The organism is Gloeocapsopsis crepidinum LEGE 06123 (genome assembly GCF_015207655.1).
GTDB classification, from domain to species: Bacteria; Cyanobacteriota; Cyanobacteriia; order Cyanobacteriales; family Chroococcidiopsidaceae; genus Gloeocapsopsis; species Gloeocapsopsis crepidinum.
The window spans coordinates 38,736-59,846 of record NZ_JADEWN010000008.1; the positions used below are offsets into that span (position 1 = coordinate 38,736).

General features: G+C 41.1%; 15 protein-coding genes. 7 read left to right on the forward strand and 8 right to left on the reverse strand.

The window, feature by feature from the left end; genetic code table 11:
• Positions 1-9 precede the first annotated feature (9 nt).
• Together IQ230_RS04900 and clpS are read right to left on the reverse strand one after the other, a co-directional pair.
• The gene (locus IQ230_RS04900) at positions 10-843 is read right to left on the reverse strand and encodes a CPBP family intramembrane glutamic endopeptidase (RefSeq protein ID WP_193930951.1); all 834 of its coding nucleotides are present in this window, start codon (positions 841-843) and stop codon (positions 10-12) included.
• Positions 844-853: 10 nt separating this feature from the next.
• A complete protein-coding gene (gene clpS, locus IQ230_RS04905; protein WP_193930952.1) occupies positions 854-1,135 on the reverse strand; it encodes an ATP-dependent Clp protease adapter ClpS in 282 nt (93 codons plus the stop codon).
• A 295-nt stretch (positions 1,136-1,430) separates the two neighbouring features.
• Between clpS and IQ230_RS04910 the strand changes: the two genes are divergently transcribed.
• Positions 1,431-1,814, forward strand: a complete 384-nt coding sequence (locus IQ230_RS04910; RefSeq protein ID WP_193930953.1) for a hypothetical protein — start codon at positions 1,431-1,433, stop codon at positions 1,812-1,814.
• 60 nt (positions 1,815-1,874) lie between these two features.
• Here the strand turns inward: IQ230_RS04910 and IQ230_RS04915 are convergent, their stop codons facing one another.
• Positions 1,875-2,069 (reverse strand): hypothetical protein, encoded by a 195-nt coding sequence (locus IQ230_RS04915; RefSeq protein WP_099701233.1) that lies wholly within the window; start codon positions 2,067-2,069, stop codon positions 1,875-1,877.
• A 558-nt stretch (positions 2,070-2,627) separates the two neighbouring features.
• Between IQ230_RS04915 and IQ230_RS04920 the strand changes: the two genes are divergently transcribed.
• The 4 genes from IQ230_RS04920 to IQ230_RS04935 all read left to right on the forward strand — a co-directional run bounded on the left by IQ230_RS04920 (position 2,628) and on the right by IQ230_RS04935 (position 9,117).
• Positions 2,628-3,017 carry an STAS domain-containing protein gene (locus IQ230_RS04920; protein WP_228054595.1) on the forward strand — a complete coding sequence of 130 codons (390 nt, stop codon included), beginning with the start codon at positions 2,628-2,630 and terminating at the stop codon, positions 3,015-3,017.
• 108 nt (positions 3,018-3,125) lie between these two features.
• Positions 3,126-5,753 (forward strand): TIGR03960 family B12-binding radical SAM protein, encoded by a 2,628-nt coding sequence (locus tag IQ230_RS04925; protein ID WP_193930954.1) that lies wholly within the window; start codon positions 3,126-3,128, stop codon positions 5,751-5,753.
• A gap of 644 nt (positions 5,754-6,397) precedes the next feature.
• Positions 6,398-8,419 carry an Rne/Rng family ribonuclease gene (locus IQ230_RS04930; RefSeq protein ID WP_193930955.1) on the forward strand — a complete coding sequence of 674 codons (2,022 nt, stop codon included), beginning with the start codon at positions 6,398-6,400 and terminating at the stop codon, positions 8,417-8,419.
• A gap of 47 nt (positions 8,420-8,466) precedes the next feature.
• Entirely contained in the window at positions 8,467-9,117 is a 651-nt protein-coding gene (locus IQ230_RS04935) for a ribonuclease HII (protein ID WP_193930956.1), read from the forward strand.
• On the opposite strand, the gene IQ230_RS04940 is transcribed toward IQ230_RS04935, so the two are convergent.
• The gene (locus tag IQ230_RS04940) at positions 9,086-9,664 is read right to left on the reverse strand and encodes a DUF1997 domain-containing protein (RefSeq protein ID WP_193930957.1); all 579 of its coding nucleotides are present in this window, start codon (positions 9,662-9,664) and stop codon (positions 9,086-9,088) included. The two genes, IQ230_RS04935 and IQ230_RS04940, sit on opposite strands and share 32 nt — an antisense overlap.
• A gap of 215 nt (positions 9,665-9,879) precedes the next feature.
• Between IQ230_RS04940 and bchH the strand changes: the two genes are divergently transcribed.
• Complete coding sequence (bchH, locus tag IQ230_RS04945) at positions 9,880-13,563, forward strand: magnesium chelatase subunit H (protein ID WP_193930958.1); 3,684 nt, start codon at positions 9,880-9,882, stop codon at positions 13,561-13,563.
• A 174-nt stretch (positions 13,564-13,737) separates the two neighbouring features.
• Here the strand turns inward: bchH and IQ230_RS04950 are convergent, their stop codons facing one another.
• The 4 genes from IQ230_RS04950 to IQ230_RS04965 all read right to left on the reverse strand — a co-directional run bounded on the left by IQ230_RS04950 (position 13,738) and on the right by IQ230_RS04965 (position 18,252).
• Entirely contained in the window at positions 13,738-14,853 is a 1,116-nt protein-coding gene (locus IQ230_RS04950) for a nucleotide-binding protein (protein ID WP_193930959.1), read from the reverse strand.
• A 174-nt stretch (positions 14,854-15,027) separates the two neighbouring features.
• Complete coding sequence (locus tag IQ230_RS04955; protein ID WP_193930960.1) at positions 15,028-15,717, reverse strand: DevA family ABC transporter ATP-binding protein; 690 nt, start codon at positions 15,715-15,717, stop codon at positions 15,028-15,030.
• A 76-nt stretch (positions 15,718-15,793) separates the two neighbouring features.
• Complete coding sequence (devC, locus tag IQ230_RS04960) at positions 15,794-16,966, reverse strand: ABC transporter permease DevC (protein WP_193930961.1); 1,173 nt, start codon at positions 16,964-16,966, stop codon at positions 15,794-15,796.
• Positions 16,967-17,064: 98 nt separating this feature from the next.
• Complete coding sequence (locus IQ230_RS04965; protein ID WP_193930962.1) at positions 17,065-18,252, reverse strand: ABC exporter membrane fusion protein; 1,188 nt, start codon at positions 18,250-18,252, stop codon at positions 17,065-17,067.
• Positions 18,253-19,379: 1,127 nt separating this feature from the next.
• Here IQ230_RS04965 and IQ230_RS04970 point away from each other — a divergent pair.
• Entirely contained in the window at positions 19,380-20,714 is a 1,335-nt protein-coding gene (locus IQ230_RS04970; RefSeq protein WP_193930963.1) for a ParB N-terminal domain-containing protein, read from the forward strand.
• Positions 20,715-21,111 lie beyond the last annotated feature (397 nt).

Consider the following 21,111-nt stretch of genomic DNA (forward strand, 5'->3'; position numbering starts at 1 on the left):
TTCTTACCCTCACTCCTCGCCCCTCACTCCTCGCCCCTCACTCCTCATCCACAAAGCTAGTACACCTAAAAATAATAACCCCATCACGCCAGCAAGTGGATTACGATCAACGCCAGTAATCCAATCAGGTACTTGACCAGAATATTGAGTCAATTGCCCGACATTAATGATGTAGTATCCCCAAATTAAACCTGCGTGTAAACCAATCGGTAAGCCAAGGCGATTTTTTCGCATTCGCGCCCAGACTAATGTTAACCCTAATACAACTAGCGCTGGAAATTGCGGCAATGTCCGTAAGATATCTGGCAATGGTTTAATAAAATGCAACAGTGCAAATAAAGTCGCATTAATCCACAATGCACGTTGAAGACAGTAATCTCGCAGCAACTCATCGAGTAACCAACCGCGAAATAGTAACTCTTCAGCAAAGCCAACGGCAGTCGCAACGATTGAGCCTTCTAAAACTATTTGTGGTAAAAAACCCGTACTCGGAAGCCAAACCAACCAACCTAACCAACCTTCAACTAAAAATAAGCTAAAGACTAACACTACACCAATAATCAGTCCGCGCAGTAAATCTAACCAATTGTGCTGCGTTCTCACTAAACCATAGTGTTGTAGTATCTGAGGCTGATGGTAAACGTGCTTTCCCCACCATTGCAGAAGAAATATAAATTCTCCATACAATAGCAGCATTGTCAGAATGCTAATTGTGTTGGGATCAAGTCTTGTTAAATAAATTGGTATTGCAAACGGCAACCATATCAATAACAATACCAAGATAAAAACTCCGATTCTAATCGGAACTGGGTATCGCGCAATAGTACTAATCTTATGCAGCAACGAGTTTTAATTATTCCTCTGGTTCAATTGTGCTAGTTAAACCATGGTTTTTTAAAGTTTCACAGTAAAACTCAGCATGCTCTTGCGCACAAGTAATGACAAGCGCCATGCCGTTAGTATGTGCTTCCATCATAATACTCACGGCTTGCGGCTGAGTAATACTCGGCACCGTCTGCATTAACACTTGCACTACGTACTCCATACTGTTGTAGTCATCATTATGAAGTAGCACGCGATATCGAGGTGCGAGCTTTCTAATTGTTGAAGGCTTCTCAAGGGTTTCGACAGACACTGCTATCCACTTTCTTAATTCACTACAACGCTCTGTTAAACCTTTGCTTAACAGATATTCATTTATTTTATATCATCTCAACTTATCTGCAAGCGACTGTGCTCAGGAGTCCATGATGTCTTGGGAAAGGGCGATCGCCCTTCCTTAACTAGGATAGTAATCATGCTGGCAAAAGTACAGGAGTGTCCCTATTTTAAGTTTGATCGCCGACACGAGCCAATCGGATAAGTCTTGTTAGCTTTGTAAAATTAAACTAAGCACCAAGTGTACGCCATCTGCTGTGGAGCCAGTATCAATGGATTTTCCCTATGACTTTCAACCGCGACAAATTGTTTATTTAGAAAATAATAATCAACGCTTGTACGCAGAAGTTATTCAAGTCGTAGACTCACGTCAGATGTGCTGGGTACGTCCTTTAGTGTTGGTGACATTTCGCTCAGAACCATCAGTCACATTTGACCAGTTACCATCAGTTACTGACTTACGCTCAACAGCAGATTTGTTTTGGTATAGTACCTTGTTTCGTCCAGCTTTGGACACTGAGGTAATTCCCTTCTTAGTTGAACAAATGGCTACAGACCCTTCATCTGAAACTAACCCGATTGATGTGGCACAACTTAATCAGTTTATCCGTCGCGTTTGGCAGGCTTATCAAGATGCACAGCAGACAAAGTTCTAAAAATTAGCATGAGCAAGTACAACTAACCATTTTTTCTTGACTTCGTTGTACTCAGTGATTTCAAAAACTTGGTACTAACTTAATTCTCCCAGCATCCATCTCAGCCATTAGTAACTCTAGTGCTTCATAATCAATATCAGATATATGTCCTTGTGCGGTTAATTCTGAATTAATCGCATTTTCAATATCAGGTGTCAATCGCTTTATATATAACGCTTTTTCTACTAATTGGCGGATGCCATATTTACTTTTCATACTAAGAGTTAGTATTTTATTTGTAATATATTGTCCGATACCTATATGGTAGCAAACGTGCACTAAATCATGCTTTTGGCGTGATTCGTATCACAGAAATTCACAATGTATTTATGCCTCAAGATAGATGTTAATGCAACATAAACCAATATGATTTTACCTAATCTTTAAGAATTTAATATGAGTTTTTTCTTAACTTTAGCAAGTTTGTAAAGATTACATTCCGCGTATTAGATACTACCTTAGTAAATGTCAAAAGTCATCATCTTTGTAGTGGAAGCAACAATGATATCTTTGCCGTATTCTAGCCATAAAGGTAGGAGAAGTTAAGACAGATGATCTAAGAAATAGGAACTTTAACTCTGTAAAATTAGGAAATATTTTTTTCGTATAAGTGTATACTTTATATTTTTATAAACTAATGATAGGTTTAAGCAACTCATTGAAAAATAAAGATTCAGTAATATTACTGAAGATACATTTTTCAAAACTTGTAGTATGTCTACTATCATGTTGTTAAATATCAGGTAATTGGTTAGTAGCTTCAGCAAAAAAAGTATGATGCAAACAATGATTGCCTATCCAAAAGTTACTGTACTCAGAGCTTACGGCTCTTTCAATGCTTCAAGTGCTGCTGAATTTCAACAGCAACTGAAAACTACTGTTGCTGCGGATGAGTGTACAGTAATTTTATTAAATATGGAGCATGTGGAATCCATCGATAGCGCTGGTCTGATGGTATTGGTTCAAAGCTTAAGGCTAGTGGAAGGATGGGGAAAGAGATTTAGTCTTTGTTCGTTTTCGCCCGCATTGCGTATAATTTTTGAGTTAACTCAACTTGATTCAGTGTTTGAAATTTTTGAGAACGCTGAAGCTTTTGAAGCAGCCCTTGCTCACTCAGAAGTAGTAACACCCAGCTACTACTCAGAGCAAAGTATGTGCGCATAGTCAAGTTTAAAATAACTGAATAGCAAATTTGACAAGCAACTGTTGATGCTAATAGTGCTAAGGTTGATATTGATTACGGATATTAGCTGATATTAATATTTGAGTACGGTGACAGTTGCTGTAGAAAAGTTAATTACATCTGAAGTCTCGCGACCCGCTCGTTACTTAGGAAATGAGTTAGGAGCAATCCACAAGCCGTGGGACACAGCAAAAGTGCGCTGGGTACTGACATACCCAGAAGTTTATGAGGTGGGTGCATCTAACTTAGGGCATATCATTTTATACAATATATTAAACGCCCAACCACGACAATTGTGCGATCGCGCCTACTTACCTGCGCCAGATTTAGCAACAAAGTTACGCACAACCCAAACGCCATTATTTGCAGTAGAGTCCAAACGCTCTTTACAAGAATTTGATGTACTTGGCTTTAGTTTAAGCTATGAGCTTGGTGCAACCAACATTTTAGAAATGTTGGATCTAGCAGGGATTCCATTAACATGGCAAGCTAGGCAGGCGTCATCCTCTAATTATCCGTTGATTTTTGCGGGAGGGCAGACAGCAACATCAAACCCTGAACCCTACGCAGAGTTTTTAGACTTTTTTGCCCTCGGAGACGGAGAAGAACTACTCCCAGAGATTGGGTTAGTGATAGAAGAGGGAAAGAGCCACGGGTTAAGTCGTCAAGAATTATTACTTGATTTGGCACAAATTCCAGGAGTTTATGTGCCGCAATTTTATGATATGGCAGCTGATGGTTCAGTGCATCCGAATTGTGCAGAAGTTCCATCGCGAATTTTGCGGCGAGTTGCTGTACCGATGCCTGCATACTCGATTGGGTTAGTTCCTTACGTAGAAACTGTGCACGATCGCCTAACAATTGAAATTCGGCGTGGCTGTACGCGCGGTTGCCGTTTTTGTCAACCAGGAATGTTGACACGCCCAGCACGAGATGTTGAACCCGAACAGGTAGTTACTGCAATTGAACAAGGAATGCGGGCTACAGGATACAACGAGTTTTCGCTGTTATCTTTATCATGTTCTGATTATCTATCGCTCAGTGCAGTAGGCGTAGAAATTAAAAATCGCTTGCAAGCAGAAAATATTTCCTTATCTTTACCCAGCCAGCGTGTCGATCGGTTTGATAAGAACATTGCCAATATCTTGGGTGGTGCGCGACACTCAGGACTAACGTTTGCACCCGAAGCAGGGACGCAGCGAATGCGGGATATTGTCAATAAAGGATTGACAAACGAAGAACTCTTGCGGGGAGTGAAAACAGCTTGGGAACAAGGCTGGGACAAAATCAAGCTGTATTTTATGATTGGCTTGCCAGGGGAAACCGATGTTGATGTCTTAGGAATTGCTGAAACAGTAGCTTGGTTACAGCGCGAGTGTCGTGCTAAAGGTAGAAGACCACTGGCATTTAACTTAACAATTTCTAACTTTACACCCAAGCCACATACACCATTTCAATGGCATTCTGTTTCTACTTCAGAATTTGCACGTAAGCAGGAACTATTACGGCAGGAATTTCGCCGGATGAAGGGAGTCAAAGTTAACTTCACCGATATCCGCATTTCTGCAATGGAAGATTTTGTTGGCAGAGGCGATCGCCGAATAAGTCATGTGATTCGCCGCGCGTGGGAATTAGGCGCAGGAATGGATTCCTGGTACGACAGTGTGGAAAGAGCCTTTGATGCTTGGGGTAAAGCGATCGCCCAAGCCGGATTAAGTTGGAAATACCGTCAAGTAGAAAACGGAGAATGGAACCTGATTCCAGAACAAGAAACAACTAGCAACCAGCAACTAACCGCTAGCCACTTACTTGATGCACCCTTACCTTGGGATCATATTGATACAGGCATTAGTAAACAATGGTTGCAAGAAGATCTGCAAAAGGCTTTAGCTGCGGCTACAGTTCCCGACTGTTCATTTGAGGGTTGTTCGCACTGCGGAGTATGTAGCACCGACTTTGGTCATAATGTGGTCATTGAACCACCACCAATTCCTGAGTTTCAGGGAGATTTTGTCCCCGAAACAACCAAAGTACAACGCTTACGCGGATATTTCGGTAAGCTCGGAGATATGGCTTTAGTGGGTCATCTTGATTTGGTACGATTATTTGATCGAGCAATTCGCCGCGCTGCACTACCAATTTCTTTTACAGGTGGTTTTCATCCTAGCCCCAGAATGAGTATTGCCCAAGCGTTACCCTTAGGCGCAACAAGTAGTGGTGAGATTATTGATTTTGAATTGACCCAAGCAGTGCCTGCAGACGAGTTTCAACACCGCTTAAGTCAAGAATTGCCAGGCGATCTGCCCATTTACAGCGTAGTAGCTGTAGACTTGAAAGCACCTGCGGCAACTCAAGTTTTGAACAAGGCGGAGTATTTGATGACTGTTGCTGTGACAGAAGAAACTGCGATCGCACAATGGCAAGAATGGTTAGCAGCGATCGCCAATTCCAAGACAATGTGGTTTGAACACATCAGTAAATCTGGTAAACGCCAACAAGTGAATTTACGCGATCGCTTGTTTGAGTTGTCAGTCAGTGAAATACAAGCAGCAAACGCTGTCACTTTACGATATGTTGGTAGTTGTCGTAATGATGGTACGCAACTTAGACCAGAACAGGTAATCTTTATGTTGGAGCAAGTAGCACCACAACGGGAATTTCAACTACTTCATATCCATCGTAATCAGTTAATTTTAGAGTGTGACTTAAGTGAGTAATCTCAGTTGCTAAGCGCTCATAGCTAATTGCTTTTTCTCAACCTTGAGTTAAAATTGAACCAATAGAAGTTTTGCTAGCGCCGCACATTGAGTGACCTGACCACTCTCCTGTTATCAGGGCTGAAGCAAAGATGAGTGAAGAATTTGACGATTCTTTTGCATAAAAGCTAAGGCGGATTGAGTATTTTCTCTGTTTGTCCCTATAAGTGGTAGAGTAAACAATTCTAGGCGCAGTCATCGATTCATTATGAGTTGTTGCAGACTGTTACCCTAAATCTTTAGTTAGGGAAAATGCATGAAGCTCAACCAAAGATGACTACTCAAGTGAAACGCTAGATATGCACCTATTCGGCAAGAATTTACCGAATCGAGGTTAGATAAATAACTTCTTGTCCAGCGTCATCAAAACGACTCTTATGTACCAGTAGAGAAGTTAATAACTGGTGTTAAAGCTAAAAATCTTCAAAATCAGGAATTATGCATTGAGCAACAAAGGTGACGAGATGATCGCAGTTAAGCATAATAAGCATAACGATCAGGGAATAAGCCTTTTCCCTGCCACCTTGTCAAAACTTAATTTCGTTTCCTTGGGTCACTAGAACTTTATTAATGCCAATACTAAGGGCAATTTTTGAGGGAATTGAATGCCAAAACAAATTATTATAGCAGAGCAACATCATATCGCTGCAGTATTTTCAGAAGACCAAATTCAAGAACTTGTCGTTGCTACAGGTCGGCATCAAATTGGCGATATCTACTTAGGCGTTGTAGAAAATGTTTTGCCTGGCATTGATGCAGCATTTGTCAATATAGGTGACACAGAGCGTAATGGTTTTATTCATGTAACTGACCTCGGTCCCCTAAAACTGAAGCGTACTGCAGGAGCCATTACTGAACTTTTAGCACCACAGCAAAAAGTCTTGGTGCAAGTGATGAAGGAGCCAACGGGAAATAAAGGACCCAGGTTAACAGGAAATATCACTTTACCAGGTCGCTATGTAGTACTAATGCCGTTCGGGCGAGGCGTCAACTTGTCACGACGCATCAAAAACGAGAATGAGCGGAATCGCTTACGCGCTTTAGCAATCCTGATTAAACCAGCGGGTATGGGCTTACTCGTTCGTACTGAAGCGGAAGGAAAGCCCGAAGAAGCGATCATGGAAGACCTAGAGTTGCTTCAAAGACAGTGGGAGGCAATTCTGCAAGAAGCACAATCGACACGCGCACCTTCTCTGCTGAACCGAGACGATGATTTCATCCAACGCGTACTGCGGGATATGTATGGCGCAGATGTGAACCGAATTGTTGTCGATTCTAATACAGGGCTAAAGCGTGTCAAACAATACTTGATCAACTGGAGTGGAGGTCAAGCGCCCCAAGGCTTGTTAATTGACCATCATCGCGATCGCATAGCGATTTTAGAGTACTTCCGTATTAATGCGGCAATTCGTGAAGCCCTCAAACCAAGAGTCGATCTTCCTTCTGGTGGTTACGTTATTATTGAGCCGACCGAAGCATTAACCGTGGTGGATGTCAACTCTGGCTCGTTCACGCGATCGGCAACTGCCCGCGAAACTGTGTTGTGGACAAACTGCGAAGCCGCAACTGAAATTGCTCGGCAACTGCGCTTACGAAATCTGGCTGGCGTGATCATTGTTGATTTCATTGATATGGAATCTCGTAAAGATCAACTACAAGTGCTGGAACACTTTAACAAAGCTCTCAAAGCCGATAAAGCACGACCGCAAATTGCCCAATTGTCTGAGTTGGGGTTAGTTGAATTAACCCGTAAGCGCCAAGGACAAAACATTTATGAACTATTTGGTCGTCCATGTGCTACCTGTGGTGGATTAGGACATTTAGTTCATTTGCCAGGGGAACCAGACCGCGATGCAGTCGCAGCACCCAGAAATGGAGCAGAACGAGCCGTGGGTGAAACACTGCGACTAGCAGAATCGCGAGACTATACTGAACCCACCGCAGATTATAATTTAGAACCTGGTGACAATGAGTTTGCTAATCTCAATATTCTGAATCATCCTAGCTATCAAGAACTCGGAGAGAGTAACAAAAATCGCCGGACTCGTCGCCGCTTGATTGGCAGAGGCGAAGGTTCTGTCAAGGATGAACCTCGGATGCCATCTACACCAATGAATTTGGTAAACGAACGCGATCAAGACCTTGAACAAGAGTCTGAATCATCAACATCCGAGATATCACTACCAGTCACTGGTAAAAATAATTGGATTGAGCGCACTGAGCGCAGTAGACCAGCTAAACCAGAACCGGTGAAGCCTACTGTTGCTGAACCTCCAGAAATAGTTTCTGTGGAGATGACACCAGAAGAACAAGAAATCTATGCCATGATGGGTGTTTCGCCATTGGTACATGCGAATCGAACAGTCAAAAATTCACGCTCTTTGATCATCAATGTCGTGTTACCTGGGCAAGCTGCATCTGAATCTGCTGAGGACGATTTTGTGACACCATCACAACCAGTTACAATCAGCGCCCAAGCGCCTGTAGAATTCTCAGATCATCCTGAGGAATCCTCTGTTGCGACTGTAACCGATGAAAGTGAGAGTGAAAGTGATAATGGTGGAACTGTTGTTACGCGCAGACGTCGCCGTCGCTCTTCAGCAGTAGAAAATCGAGGTGAAGAATAGGAATGTAAAATGCTACGTTCCTATCAAAGTACAGAGCAAGGTTGAGTATGAAAAAGGAGTATATTAACTTAGACCTTGACTCAGCACTTAGCAACCAACATTCAGTTTTGCTAGCTGGAGTAGACGAAGCTGGACGCGGAGCCTTATTTGGTCCTGTGGTAGCGGCGGCAGTCATTTTACCTCCGGCTGCTTTACCTGAATTGGTAACGTGTCAAGTACGTGATAGTAAACAACTATCAAGTTATCGTCGGCAGCAGTTGGCAGAAAAAATTTGTCTGTTGGCTGTGGATTGGAGAGTAGGTTTTGCTTCTACAGCAGAGATTGACAGCATCAATATTTTACAAGCATCGCTGTTGGCAATGAAGCGCGCTGTGACTAAACTCAAGGTAACGCCAGAGTTATGTTTAGTGGATGGCAATCAGCCCATCAAAAATTTAGCACTACCTCAACAAACACTTGTCAAGGGAGACGAGCGATCGCTTGTCATTGCTGCTGCTAGCATTGTCGCGAAAGTATGGCGTGACGATCTTATCCTACGCCTTGCTGCTAAGTATCCGATGTACGACTTGGTATCAAACAAAGGTTATGGTACTGCACGTCATCTACAAGCACTACAGCACTATGGTCCCTCACGACTACATCGGTTGTCGTTTCGCCCCTGTCAAGTTAGGGTAATGGAAATTGGGGTTGGGGAATAATTAAACCAGCTTCAGTATCCTCAGTGTCACTTGCCCAAGCATAGTAATCTGCTAGCAGTTGATGCTGCAGTCTTTGTTTGATCGTCAATAAAACACTCTTGAGTAAACCATTACCCGCAGCTTCTAAGATTGGCTTAGGTGTTAGCCATAATGGAGGCGGTAACTCTACTTGTACTTCTAAATCTGCTTTTCCTTGTAAACCCGTGTGACTTCCGACCTGGGATGGAGACAAGTAGCCTTTGAGTTTGAGCGCAAAACGTTGATTGATATAATCAACTCCCCGAATCTCACAGCCTCGGGATTGCAGATAAATTGTACCATTATGTGCCCACACTTTAATATCTACTGTTGGTTGAATACTCAGTGTCATAAAGGTCAGCGGACGCATGGTCAGACGGAAGCACTCGTTACTCAAATGCTCAACTCGACTCGGATCGACCAAAGCATTAACAAGACGTTGTGGCTGTCGCAAATAATGTTGAATAGGAATCGGTTGCTCTGGAACAACGATTTCGACTGCTTGGGAAGCACTAAACCGAGTAGACATGGGCGGTTGAAAGTAGCTTTTACATAATTTTACATTCTTTTAAGCGAGATGTTTATACTCCTCAAGAAACAACTCATTTTGTGAATAAATTTGTAGACTAGCTTGAGATTATATTTAGGGGTTAGAGTAATGTATCCCTCACTCCTCGCCCCTCACCCCTTTCTAGTAAAGATTTTCCCGCGTAAGATCAAAAGTAACATGTTGGGGCTTCAGGTATGCAACGCATTGTTTTGATTGCGGGGTTTGAATCTTTCAATGCTGACTTGTACCGCAAAGCAGCACTATTAGCAGAAGAACGTTGTCCAGAGTTGGAAATAGAGGTATTTAGCGATCGCGATATCAATACTAAACCTAAGACAGTCGCCGCCGCGCTAGCAGATGCTCAAGTATTTTTTGGCAGTCTGCTATTTGATTACGACCAAGTTTTGTGGTTGCGCGATCGCGTTCAACATATTCCGATTCGCCTCGTTTTTGAGTCAGCACTAGAGTTGATGAGTTTGACTCGTCTTGGTGCGTTTGCGATCGGTGACAAGCCTAAAGGAATGCCTAAACCAGTCAAGTTCATCTTGGATAAATTCAGTCAAGGACGCGAAGAAGATCGCCTGGCTGGATATATTAGCTTTTTAAAAATTGGACCAAAACTGCTCAAATTCGTTCCAGGGCAAAAAGTCCAAGATCTACGCAACTGGCTCATTATATACGGTTACTGGAATGCAGGCGGCATAGAAAACGTAGCTGCTTTAGTTTGGACACTCGCAGAAAAATATTTAAATCTCAAAGTCGGTGAAATTCCCCCACCTGTCGAAACTCCTAACATAGGATTGCTACATCCTGAATATCAAGGCTACTTTGAATCTCCCCGCGAGTATCTGAAATGGTATCAAAGTAGAGGTCAAGGATCAAAGGTCGGAGGTCAGAGTATTGTAGGAATTCTATTGTATCGCAAGCATGTTGTTACGCAACAGCCTTATATTCCTCAGTTAATTCGTCGCTTTGAAGATGCAGGATTAATTCCGTTGCCAATTTTCATCAATGGTGTTGAAGGTCATGTAGCAGTACGCGATTGGATGACGACTGCGTATGAAACTGCGCAGCGACAGTCGGGTAATATTGAAACTCTTTCGTTATCACCTGAAGCCGTAGAAGTTGATGCGATCGTCTCCACAATTGGCTTTCCCTTAGTAGGTGGTCCCGCAGGTTCAATGGAAGCAGGGCGACAGGTAGAAGTCGCAAAACGGATTTTGAGTGCGAAAAATGTACCTTATATTGTTGCTGCACCATTACTAATTCAAGATATTCATTCCTGGACGCGCCAAGGTGTGGGAGGGTTGCAAAGTGTCGTATTATATGCGTTGCCAGAACTTGATGGTGCAATTGATCCAGTTCCCTTGGGTGGATTGGTGGGTGAGAAGATTTATTTAGTTCCTGAACGAGTACAGCGGTTAATTGGTAAAGTTAAAGGTTGGATTGCTTTACGCCAAAAGCCAGTCAATGAAAGAAAAATTGCGATTATTTTGTATGGTTTTCCTCCAGGTTACGGCGCGACGGGCACTGCGGCATTATTGAATGTACCGCGATCGCTCTTGAAATTTCTCCAAGTATTAAAAGACTGTGGCTACACTGTCGGCGATTTACCTGCAGATGGCGAAGAGTTAATTTCTCAGGTGAAAGCTGCTGATGAAAATCTTTCTTTTGGTACTGTTGTAAAGGCGCGGACTCTAGAAACGTGGTTAGGTTATCTCAAAACATCTTGGATTGAGAAACACTGGACTTTAACAAACAGTGGCATTAAAACCTATAGCGACGAGTTTCATCTCGGTGGCTTACAACTTGGTAACGTTTGGATTGGCGTACAGCCACCACTTGGAATTCCTGGCGATCCGATGCGGTTAATGTTTGAGCGCGACTTGACACCGCATCCACAATATGCTGCATTTTATCAATGGTTGCAACACGAATTTCAAGCTGATGCGGTTGTCCATTTTGGCATGCATGGCACTGTTGAATGGTTGCCTGGTTCGCCGTTAGGAAACACAGGTTATTCGTGGTCAGATATTTTGTTAGGGAACTTACCACATCTATATATATATGCAGCAAATAATCCTTCCGAATCAATTTTGGCAAAACGGCGCGGGTATGGTGTTTTAATTTCGCACAATGTCCCGCCTTACGGTCGGGCAGGGTTGTATAAAGAATTAGTAGCACTACGCGATTTGATCGCAGAATATCGCGAAGATCCTGAAAAGAATTATGCTTTGAAAGAAGCAATTTGTAAGAAAATTGTTGATACGGGAATTGATGCTGATTGTCCGTTTGAAGATGCTAAACGCTTAGGCATTGCTTTTACACCAGAAAATGTGCGGCTGTTTAGTAATGCAGCATTTAACCATTACTTGGTGCAATTGTATGAATATCTACAAGTATTAGAAAATCGCCTATTCTCTTCAGGGTTACATATATTAGGAGAAGCACCAACTGCAGAAGAATTAGCAAGCTATCTTCAAGCTTATTTTGGTGACGATTTATCTGAGGAGACGATCGAAGCGATCGCGACAGGAGAATATAAGCAAACAAGCACCTTATCTCAAGAAGCTTTACAAATTCGCGATCTTTTAGCCCAAAATAGCGATGAAATTACCAATCTCCTACGCGGTCTTAATGGCGAGTACATTCCGCCTGCGCCTGGTGGTGACTTATTACGCGATGGTGTTGGTGTTTTGCCAACAGGAAGAAATATTCATGCGCTAGATCCTTACCGAATGCCGTCACCTGCGGCTTACGAACGCGGAAAAGAAATCGCACAAAAGATTATTGCCCAACACTTGCAAGAACACAAAACATATCCTGAAACTGTCGCCGTGATGTTGTGGGGATTAGATGCAATTAAAACTCGTGGTGAATCTTTAGGTATTCTCTTAGAACTTGTGGGCGCAGAACCTGTTAAAGAAGGAACAGGAAGAATTGTTCGCTACGAGTTGAAACCTTTAGCTGAAGTGGGACATCCTCGAATCGACGTGTTAGGAAATCTTTCGGGGATTTTCCGCGATAGCTTTGTGAATATTATTGAGTTACTCGATGATTTATTTCAACGCGCCGCAACTGTAGAAGAACCGGAAAACCAAAACTTTATTCGCAAGCATTATTTAGCACTGCGATCGCAAGGAGTTGCAAATCCATCGGCGCGGTTATTTTCTAATCCGGCTGGCGATTTTGGTTCGATGGTGAATGAAAGAGTTGTTGATGGTAATTGGGAATCGGGTGATGAGTTAGGTAATACTTGGCGCGATCGCAATGTGTTTAGTTATGGCAGACAAGATAAAGGTCAAGCACGACCGGAAGTCTTGACACAATTATTGCAGACGAGCGATCGTATTGTGCAAGAAATCGACTCAGTAGAATATGGTCTTACTGACATTCAAGAATATTACGCTAACACAGGTGGTTTGAAAAAAGCAGCAGAGAAGCAACGCGGGAAGACAGTAAATGCAAGTTTTGTCGAAAGTTTCTCGAAAGATACAACGCCCCGAAATTTAGATGATTTATTACGGATGGAGTATCGCACTAAATTACTCAATCCTAAATGGGCGGAAAGTATGGCAAGTCAAGGTTCAGGTGGTGCATTTGAGATTTCTCAACGGATGACAGCTTTAATCGGTTGGGGTGGTACTGCTGATTTTAGCGATGCTTGGGTTTATGACCAAGCTGCGGATACTTATGCCTTAGATTCAGAAATGGCGGAGAAATTACGCAAGGCAAATCCTGAAGCTTTTCGTAATATTGTGGGCAGGATGTTAGAGGCACACGGGCGAGGTTTTTGGCAAGCTGATATGGAGAAATTAGAGAAGTTACGGGAGTTATATGAACTCGCTGATGAGGAGTTAGAAGGAGTGACAGTTTAGATAACAAAGTGCGTTAATCTATGTGTTAACGCACTGTATAGCAATTCTATAGGGTTGTAAGATATATTTGTGAGACGAACCACAGAGACGCAGAGAACACAGAGAAAGAGCTAGAGAGGGATTTTCATAAATTATTTGAGCTTGGTACAAATAATATATTAAGTCACTTAATTTTTAGTTTCTACATTCCTCAATATCCGAATGATCTTCTAAATAATTGAGTAAGTTTAGAAAATCTGCTTTTGGTAGGCATCTACCTCCTACAGAGTTAAAGGCTAATTCAGGTCTGCCACCATCGTATATATGATATCCCCAGTAGAATAATTGCTTGCTATTGCGAATAACAACTTCGTCTGGATCAATAAATTCAAACTTCTTATCATCCTCAGACATTTCAGCAAAATATCGCTGATATACATCTTTCAATACTTGACTTCTTCTTGTGTCATCTGCTTGATAATTATTAATTAGAACAAAAATGTATGTATCTTTATTGACTCTCCGAATTGCCTCTACAGTACTTTTAATTACATGACCATTTTTATTCAATCCAAGAGGATTAAGTGTCGTAGGAATAATACAATAAGTAAGTTTCTTGATGAGTTCCTCATCGTTCTCTTCAAAGACTGGTGAACAGTCACAAACAACCATCTTTACATCATTAGGTGGTCTACCATTCTCTAATTTATTAATATCATAGACACTAATAGTATTACCTGGTCTTCGATTAGTACCAGGTAGCATTAATCCGTTGCCGAGTAAAGTTGTTAAATTCTTTTGTGGATCGAGATCGATCACTGCAACATCGTAACCAGAAAGTGCCATTGCGCCAGCAAGATGTGCGCTAACTGTCGTTTTACCCACTCCGCCTTTACTAGTAAACACGCCAAGATAAGTAGGTTCTTGAGATGCAGGCGACGGTGGTACTAGTTCACCACCTATAATTTTTAATCTACCATTGTGAATTTCTCCTAGTCTGACTCTGTTACTTTGGGTTTGCTCAAAATAAGCTAGTGTTTGGCGCGAGTATCCACTAGCAGAGACAAATAATCCTCCTGCAAATTTTGCAGCAATTGGTAAATCTAAGAAATCAAAAAAATTTTCTAGTTGTGTAACTCTGACTGGAACCCTATAGTTTTTAACTTGAACTGCAATAGGTATACCATTCTTAACTGCTACAATATCATAACCCCTTGTGTTGGCTGGAGGCATTTGTACTTGCCATCCGTCTTGTTGTAAGAGTAATGCAACAACTCTTTCAAAATCACTCGCATTTTCAAAAGGTCCCATAGCCGAATGAATCCATCTCTCCTAACACGTCTATTTCTAGAGTTCCCCAGAATTTTTGCTGGATAACACATTTATAGATAATGAAGATGATTCGGCAACACCGTTATTTTCAAAGGATACGTGAAAAACTATAGACAGATAGCTTGCAGTAGAACTGAGAGAATCGATACTACTTTACAACACGACTTCTTTAAACAATCTGCCGTCTTCCATATAGATCGTGCGATCGGCGACATCTAAAATGCGGTTGTCGTGTGTCACCATCAGAATCGCGCAGCCTTGTTCTTTAGCTAATTGCTGCATTAAGTCAACAACATCTCTTCCTGATTTACTATCTAAAGCAGCAGTGGGTTCGTCGGCTAAAACTAATTTGGGTTGACTAACTAAAGCCCGCGCGATCGCAACCCGTTGTTTTTGTCCTCCTGATAAGTCAGAAGGGTAGTAATTTATGCGATTTCCTAACTTCACAGCATGAAGCATTTCTTCGGCTTTTACTTTTGCGATGCGATCTGGTTCGTTATGCAATTCCAACGCCATTTGGACGTTTTGTCTTGCTGTTAAAAACTCTAATAAGTTATGCGATTGAAAAATAAAGCCAATATGACGCCGCACTTGGACTAACTTTTCATCACTAGCGCCATAAAGTTCCCATCCTAAAACTTTTAAGCTTCCTTCTTGAACAGAACGTAAACCACCAATTAAGGTTAGTAACGTACTTTTACCTGAGCCGGATGGTCCCGTCATAATAATTACTTCTCCGGCTTTTATTTCTAAGTTTATGTCTGATAATACTTGGCTACGTAATGATTTTCCACCAAAATAATGATTGAGATTTTTGATATGAACAATTGTTTTTTCATTCATGTGAATTGATGTATTTTTTAAAATAAATTTAAATTAATACAAGCAATTAAATAAGATTAATTTGATTGGAGACACTTTAAAAGATATCCGCAGGATCGGCTGAGCGAAGTTTTCCAATTGAAAAGAAACCCGATGTAAAACACATGAGCGTAGCTGAAATCAAGACTGCTAATAATTTATTAGGACTCATAATTACTGGTAACTGAGTTGCATTGCTAGCAACATCATATAATCCATAGGAAATAATTAGCCCTGGGATATAACCTAAAACTGCTAATAACAAGGCTTGCTGAAATACAACATCAAGTAGATATTTGTTTTTAAACCCCATTGCTTTTAAGGTTGCATATTCCATCAAGTGATTAGAAATGTTGCTGTACAAAATTTGATAAACAACAACGACACCAACAACAAAGCCCATAAACACCATCAAGCTAAAAACAAAACCGATGGGAGTTCTAACTGACCAATAATCTTTTTCAAAATTTATGTAATCTCGACGAGTAAAAACTTTGACGTCGTTGGGTAAAATCTCGGTTAATGCTGCTTGCATTCTTTTAACATCAGTACCTGGTTGAAGCGTGACTAAACCTATATCAATTTTTTCTGGAGTACGGTCTTGGAATATTCTGAGGATTGTTGCATAGTTAACGATTAAGTTTCCATCAACTCCAAAGGAAGGACCTAATGTAAATAGTCCGCCAACATTGACTTGATAACCAACTGTTCCGTTATAAGGAAATATTTCAACTGAGACGGGTTCGTTGTGATGAAAGTTTTCCACAACTGGACCAAATTCAGGTCTGGAAGCTTGGTCAAACAAAACTCTATTAGGGAACTTGAGAACGTCAAGATTTTGCGTAACTTCTGGAATGTCGAAAGCTGGAAATGCTGGGTCGATACCTAAAACATAAATAGGATTTTTTTCACCATTTTGAGGATTCTTAAATTTAGAAAATTGGACATATAAGGGACTAACTGATTCAACACCTTCAAAACCAAGGACTTGGTAAAGACGCGATCGCGGAAAACTTTGTTGTGACGTTAAAGACTTATATTGCGAACTAATGATAAATAAATCGCCTTTGAGTTTTTGATGAACTTGTGTTGCACTCTCGTATAGCGCATCTTGAAAACCAAGTTGCATAAACATCAAGATGACTACAAAAGCAATACCTGCCAAAGCTACAATGAAACGTATTTTTTGCCTTGCTAGTTGCAGCCATGCTAAAGGAATTTTGAGTAGCATTAGATTCGGTAGCCTTAAATTGGTTGTGAGCAGTAGGTTTGGGTAACAGGTAATTGATAATAGGTTAGAACTGCAGTAGTTTTCCTAATATCTATTTGTTAGATATTGATTGCTACTTGCACTTGCAAGTTTGTTAAACCGGCGACTCTTTGATTATCTTCTGGGTTATCAATACGAATTCTGACTTCAACAACTCTGTTATCTGTGTTAGCTGTCGGGTTAGTACTTAAGACTTCTTGCGAATTGACTTGTAGCCCAATTTGTGTTACTTTTCCGCTGAGATCTTCAGACAAAGCACTGCTAGTAATTGTTGCTTTTTGTCCTAGATTAACTTTGTTAATATCAGTTTCATAAATTTCTGCTATGGCGTACATTTGATTTGTTTGACCTAGTTCAGCAATTCCTCGATTACTAACAAGTTCTCCAGGACGAGTATGTACTTTCAGTACTTGGGTGTCTTTGGGTGCACGCACGTAAGATAAATTTAAATCAGCTTGAGCTTGAGTGACAGCAGCGATCGCACCATCGACTTCTGATTGGGCAACTTGAACATCTACAGGACGGACTTCAGCAGTTGCTGCTAAAGTTGCTTTGGCTTGGCTGATTTGTTCGCGGTAACTCGATATTGTCCGATTTAAAGTGGCGCGTGCTTCATTGAGTTGCTGTTGTACTGTAGCAACTGGCAAGCGTTTGCTATCAAATAAAGAAGCCGAAATAGCTCCTTCTTGGTACAAGTCTTGATAGCGTTGATATTCGGCTTGTGCGTTATTAAATTCAGCTTGTAAACGAGCGATCGTTGCTTGTTGTGCCGGAATTTCACCTTGTAATTCAGCTTGTAAACGAGCGATCGTTGCTTGTTGTGCTTCAATTTGTCCAGTTTGGGCGCCAGCTTGGACTCTAGCTAACTGTGCTTTGGCAATTTTGACTTGCTGGTTTGCTGCATTTAAAGCGGCTAGTCTCGGTTCATAAGTATCAAGTACCGCAATAATTTGTCCTTGTGCAACGCGATCGCCTTCTTGAACTAAAACTTGTGAGACTCGTGCACCTTGTGCCGAAGTGGGGGGCGATAATCGAATCACTTCTCCTTGTGGTTCTAAACGTCCCAAACCTGTAACAGCTTTTCTGACAGGAGTAGGATTTTCACTTGTCGTTGGCACTACACTTCTGGAGTTAGACCGCAATGTAACTATGTTATAAACTGAAAAAGCTCCGTTGAGCAGGCTCAATAATATTACAGCACCGATCAACCACTGATCTTTGTCTCGCTCACGTTTCTTCTGAACCATAACTTTATTTTCCTGATACGGTAGTTCAGATCACAGCGTAAATATCGCCATACACCTAATTAATAAAACTCGTTTTGATTTGGGTACAGAAATCTCAATCAATGTTAATGCCTAGAACCTAACAATAGCTTTGCAGGTTACACTCAGAACATTTGTTAATTTTATTACCATTGCTTTTTCTTGATTAAACTTAGGATTGCGAACAAGGTTGCCGAAGTAGCTACTGTAATGAGAAATTAGTAAAGAAGTAGAGTACTTTTATTGCTGTCACCTTTTTCGACAAATACAGGTATTCTTGAATACAAGAAAATTTTATTACCCCAGAGAAACTAGCATTGGGAGATATCGTGCTTGACTCTACTTACTATTTTGTAAAATAAAATTGCTTAAGAGCCGGAATTGAGTAATATTGCCGCGTAAGGGAATTATAACTAATTTTCTATATTTGTAAATGAGTCTAGTCGATCAATTTTCTAGAGCTTGCATGAAACAATTCAAAGAATACGCGTCTGAGAAGATAAAAGTAAAGCTATCCTGGGCAATAAGCTTGCAGCTTACAATTGAATCAACTTTTGGCAAGTTGTCTTAGAGGCAGTTAAACGACATACATCTCTAAAAGCTAACTTAACGTCTGCTGTCTTGCATTTATGTACGGATTCTATTTAAAAGCATCACAACTATAAACATGAAAATTAAGGGTTCGTACTTAATCTGATATTTATAAATCATTAAAAATATTTATATATTTTAATTGTAATATAGTTAGCTACTTTAGATAGCCAGCACAACAAAGAAGTATAAACTCTGTTGAGACTGTACTAGGCTTGCTGTAGTGATTGATACTCAAGAATCACCTTTTTTTTGATATACAAAAATAATGTAAATATAGCTATTCGTAAGGCTTTACGGAACTAGGCTGATTCGTATATATTAGAGCTTAATTCGTACAGAGTGGTCAAGATTGATGCAGATCGCTCTGAGCAAGGGTGCTGTTGATAGATAGCTTGAACAAAGACTGAAATGCTTGTTGAAGTTTAGTTACTGAACATAATGATATTTGAGGATGTAGCTCAAGTCATTAATTATTGTGATAAATGGATAAATTATTTTGGGGATAAAGAACACAAATGCCTATTGTCGCCATCGCTCAAATCAAAGTTGGTATCAATAGACGTCCGATTAAGCAACAAAAAGTTATAGAGCTGATAGAATCGATTCAAGCAAATGGATTATTAAACCCGATTACTGTCGATCAAAATCTAACTTTAATTGCTGGGCTGCATCGGCTGACAGCCTGCAAGATGTTAGGGTTGGAGAAGATTGAGTGTAACATTATCAATTGTGCAGATTCGGCGCACGCACGTTTAGCAGAAATTGATGAGAACCTGATTCGTAGCGAGTTGGATGCATTAGAGCGTGCAGAGTTATGGTTAGAACGCGATCGCATTTTGGATAGCTTGCAATTAAGGGCAAAACCAGGCGATAATCAATATACCTACAAAAGCAGTAAAGGCAGTGAAACGATTTCACCACCTCCGAAAACAACTTTCGAGTTAGCCCAAGCAGTAGGATACACAGAGCGAACATTTCAACAAGGGAAGCAAATTGCCAAAAGCATTTTGCCCGAAGTCAAAGAAGCCATTAAAGGAACTGCGCTCGCTAAAAGCACAACGGCACTCCTTAAAGTCGCCCGTGCGGGAAGTAAAGAACGCGAAGAAGCAGAAAAGGCAGAAAAAGCAATCAAAGAAGCTCAACTTCAGCAAGAAGAACTGCAACACAAAGCTCGATTAGCAGAGGCAGCAAGAACCAAACAGCGAGAGTTGCAACTACTCACACTGCGCAATGTAGCGGCGCAGAAAGAGGCGAAGTTGAAAAAGAAACCGCGCAAAGAGTTGTCACCACTAACAAGAGAAATAACCGCTCAAGACGTTTTGAACACTCAACCTGGCGATCAGTGGCTGTTAGCACGACACTTAGTTTATTGCGGCGATACCGCAAGCGATGAGTTTATTCGTTGTTTACCATCTCATGCTGCCCTGGCGATCGCCACTCCTTCAACCATTTGGCAACACGATTACTTAGTTGATGAAGCGCGAATTGTTGCGGTACTACGTAGCGCTGGACACATTCATCAATTTTGTACCCAGCAACGGATGCCTTTTCAATATGAATTATTGATTGGTAGCATCTATGTTGCTCTTTTTTCTTACTCTGCGCTGACTGAACCACAACAGCCGATTGCAATTGAAGGCGTGGAAGGAATTGTCGCTTTTCTGATTAGTTTGTACTCCAATGCAGGAAACTTCGTGATTGCGCCATTTATTGGACACGGTGAAGCTTTGATCTGCTGTGAAAGAATGGGACGAATTTGTTTTACTGGCGATCTTGAGTCACAGCGCGTGAGTCAGGCGATCGCACGTTGGCAACAGTGGACGGGAAAGCAGGTAAATAGAGGAAACTAAAATTTGAGCATTTCGGAAAAACTGGGCAACTTCATCAAAAATTTACAAAAAAGCTGGATAGAGCGGCTTTTTATGAAGATAATGTAAAGTTAGTGTCTGTCTTCAAGGCAATCGTGCTAATTTGAGTACCAATCTATCAACCAGCATAATTAACATAACTTGCCGTCACCTTTTGCTAACTAAATCTATAGCAGGATAGAGAGGAACTGATTTCAACTGTAGTAAGTTTTGACAAATAGTTAGATAAGTTAATCAAATCTCTGTCGTGCTTAATACAGAAATTAGCAAATCAGCTTAATAAGATGCTGGCTAAAGCTTAGACAATTACATAACAATTGGAGAAGTTGAATGCGATCGCAGTATTCACCATGTATTCCCTCATAGACATCAAGTAGGC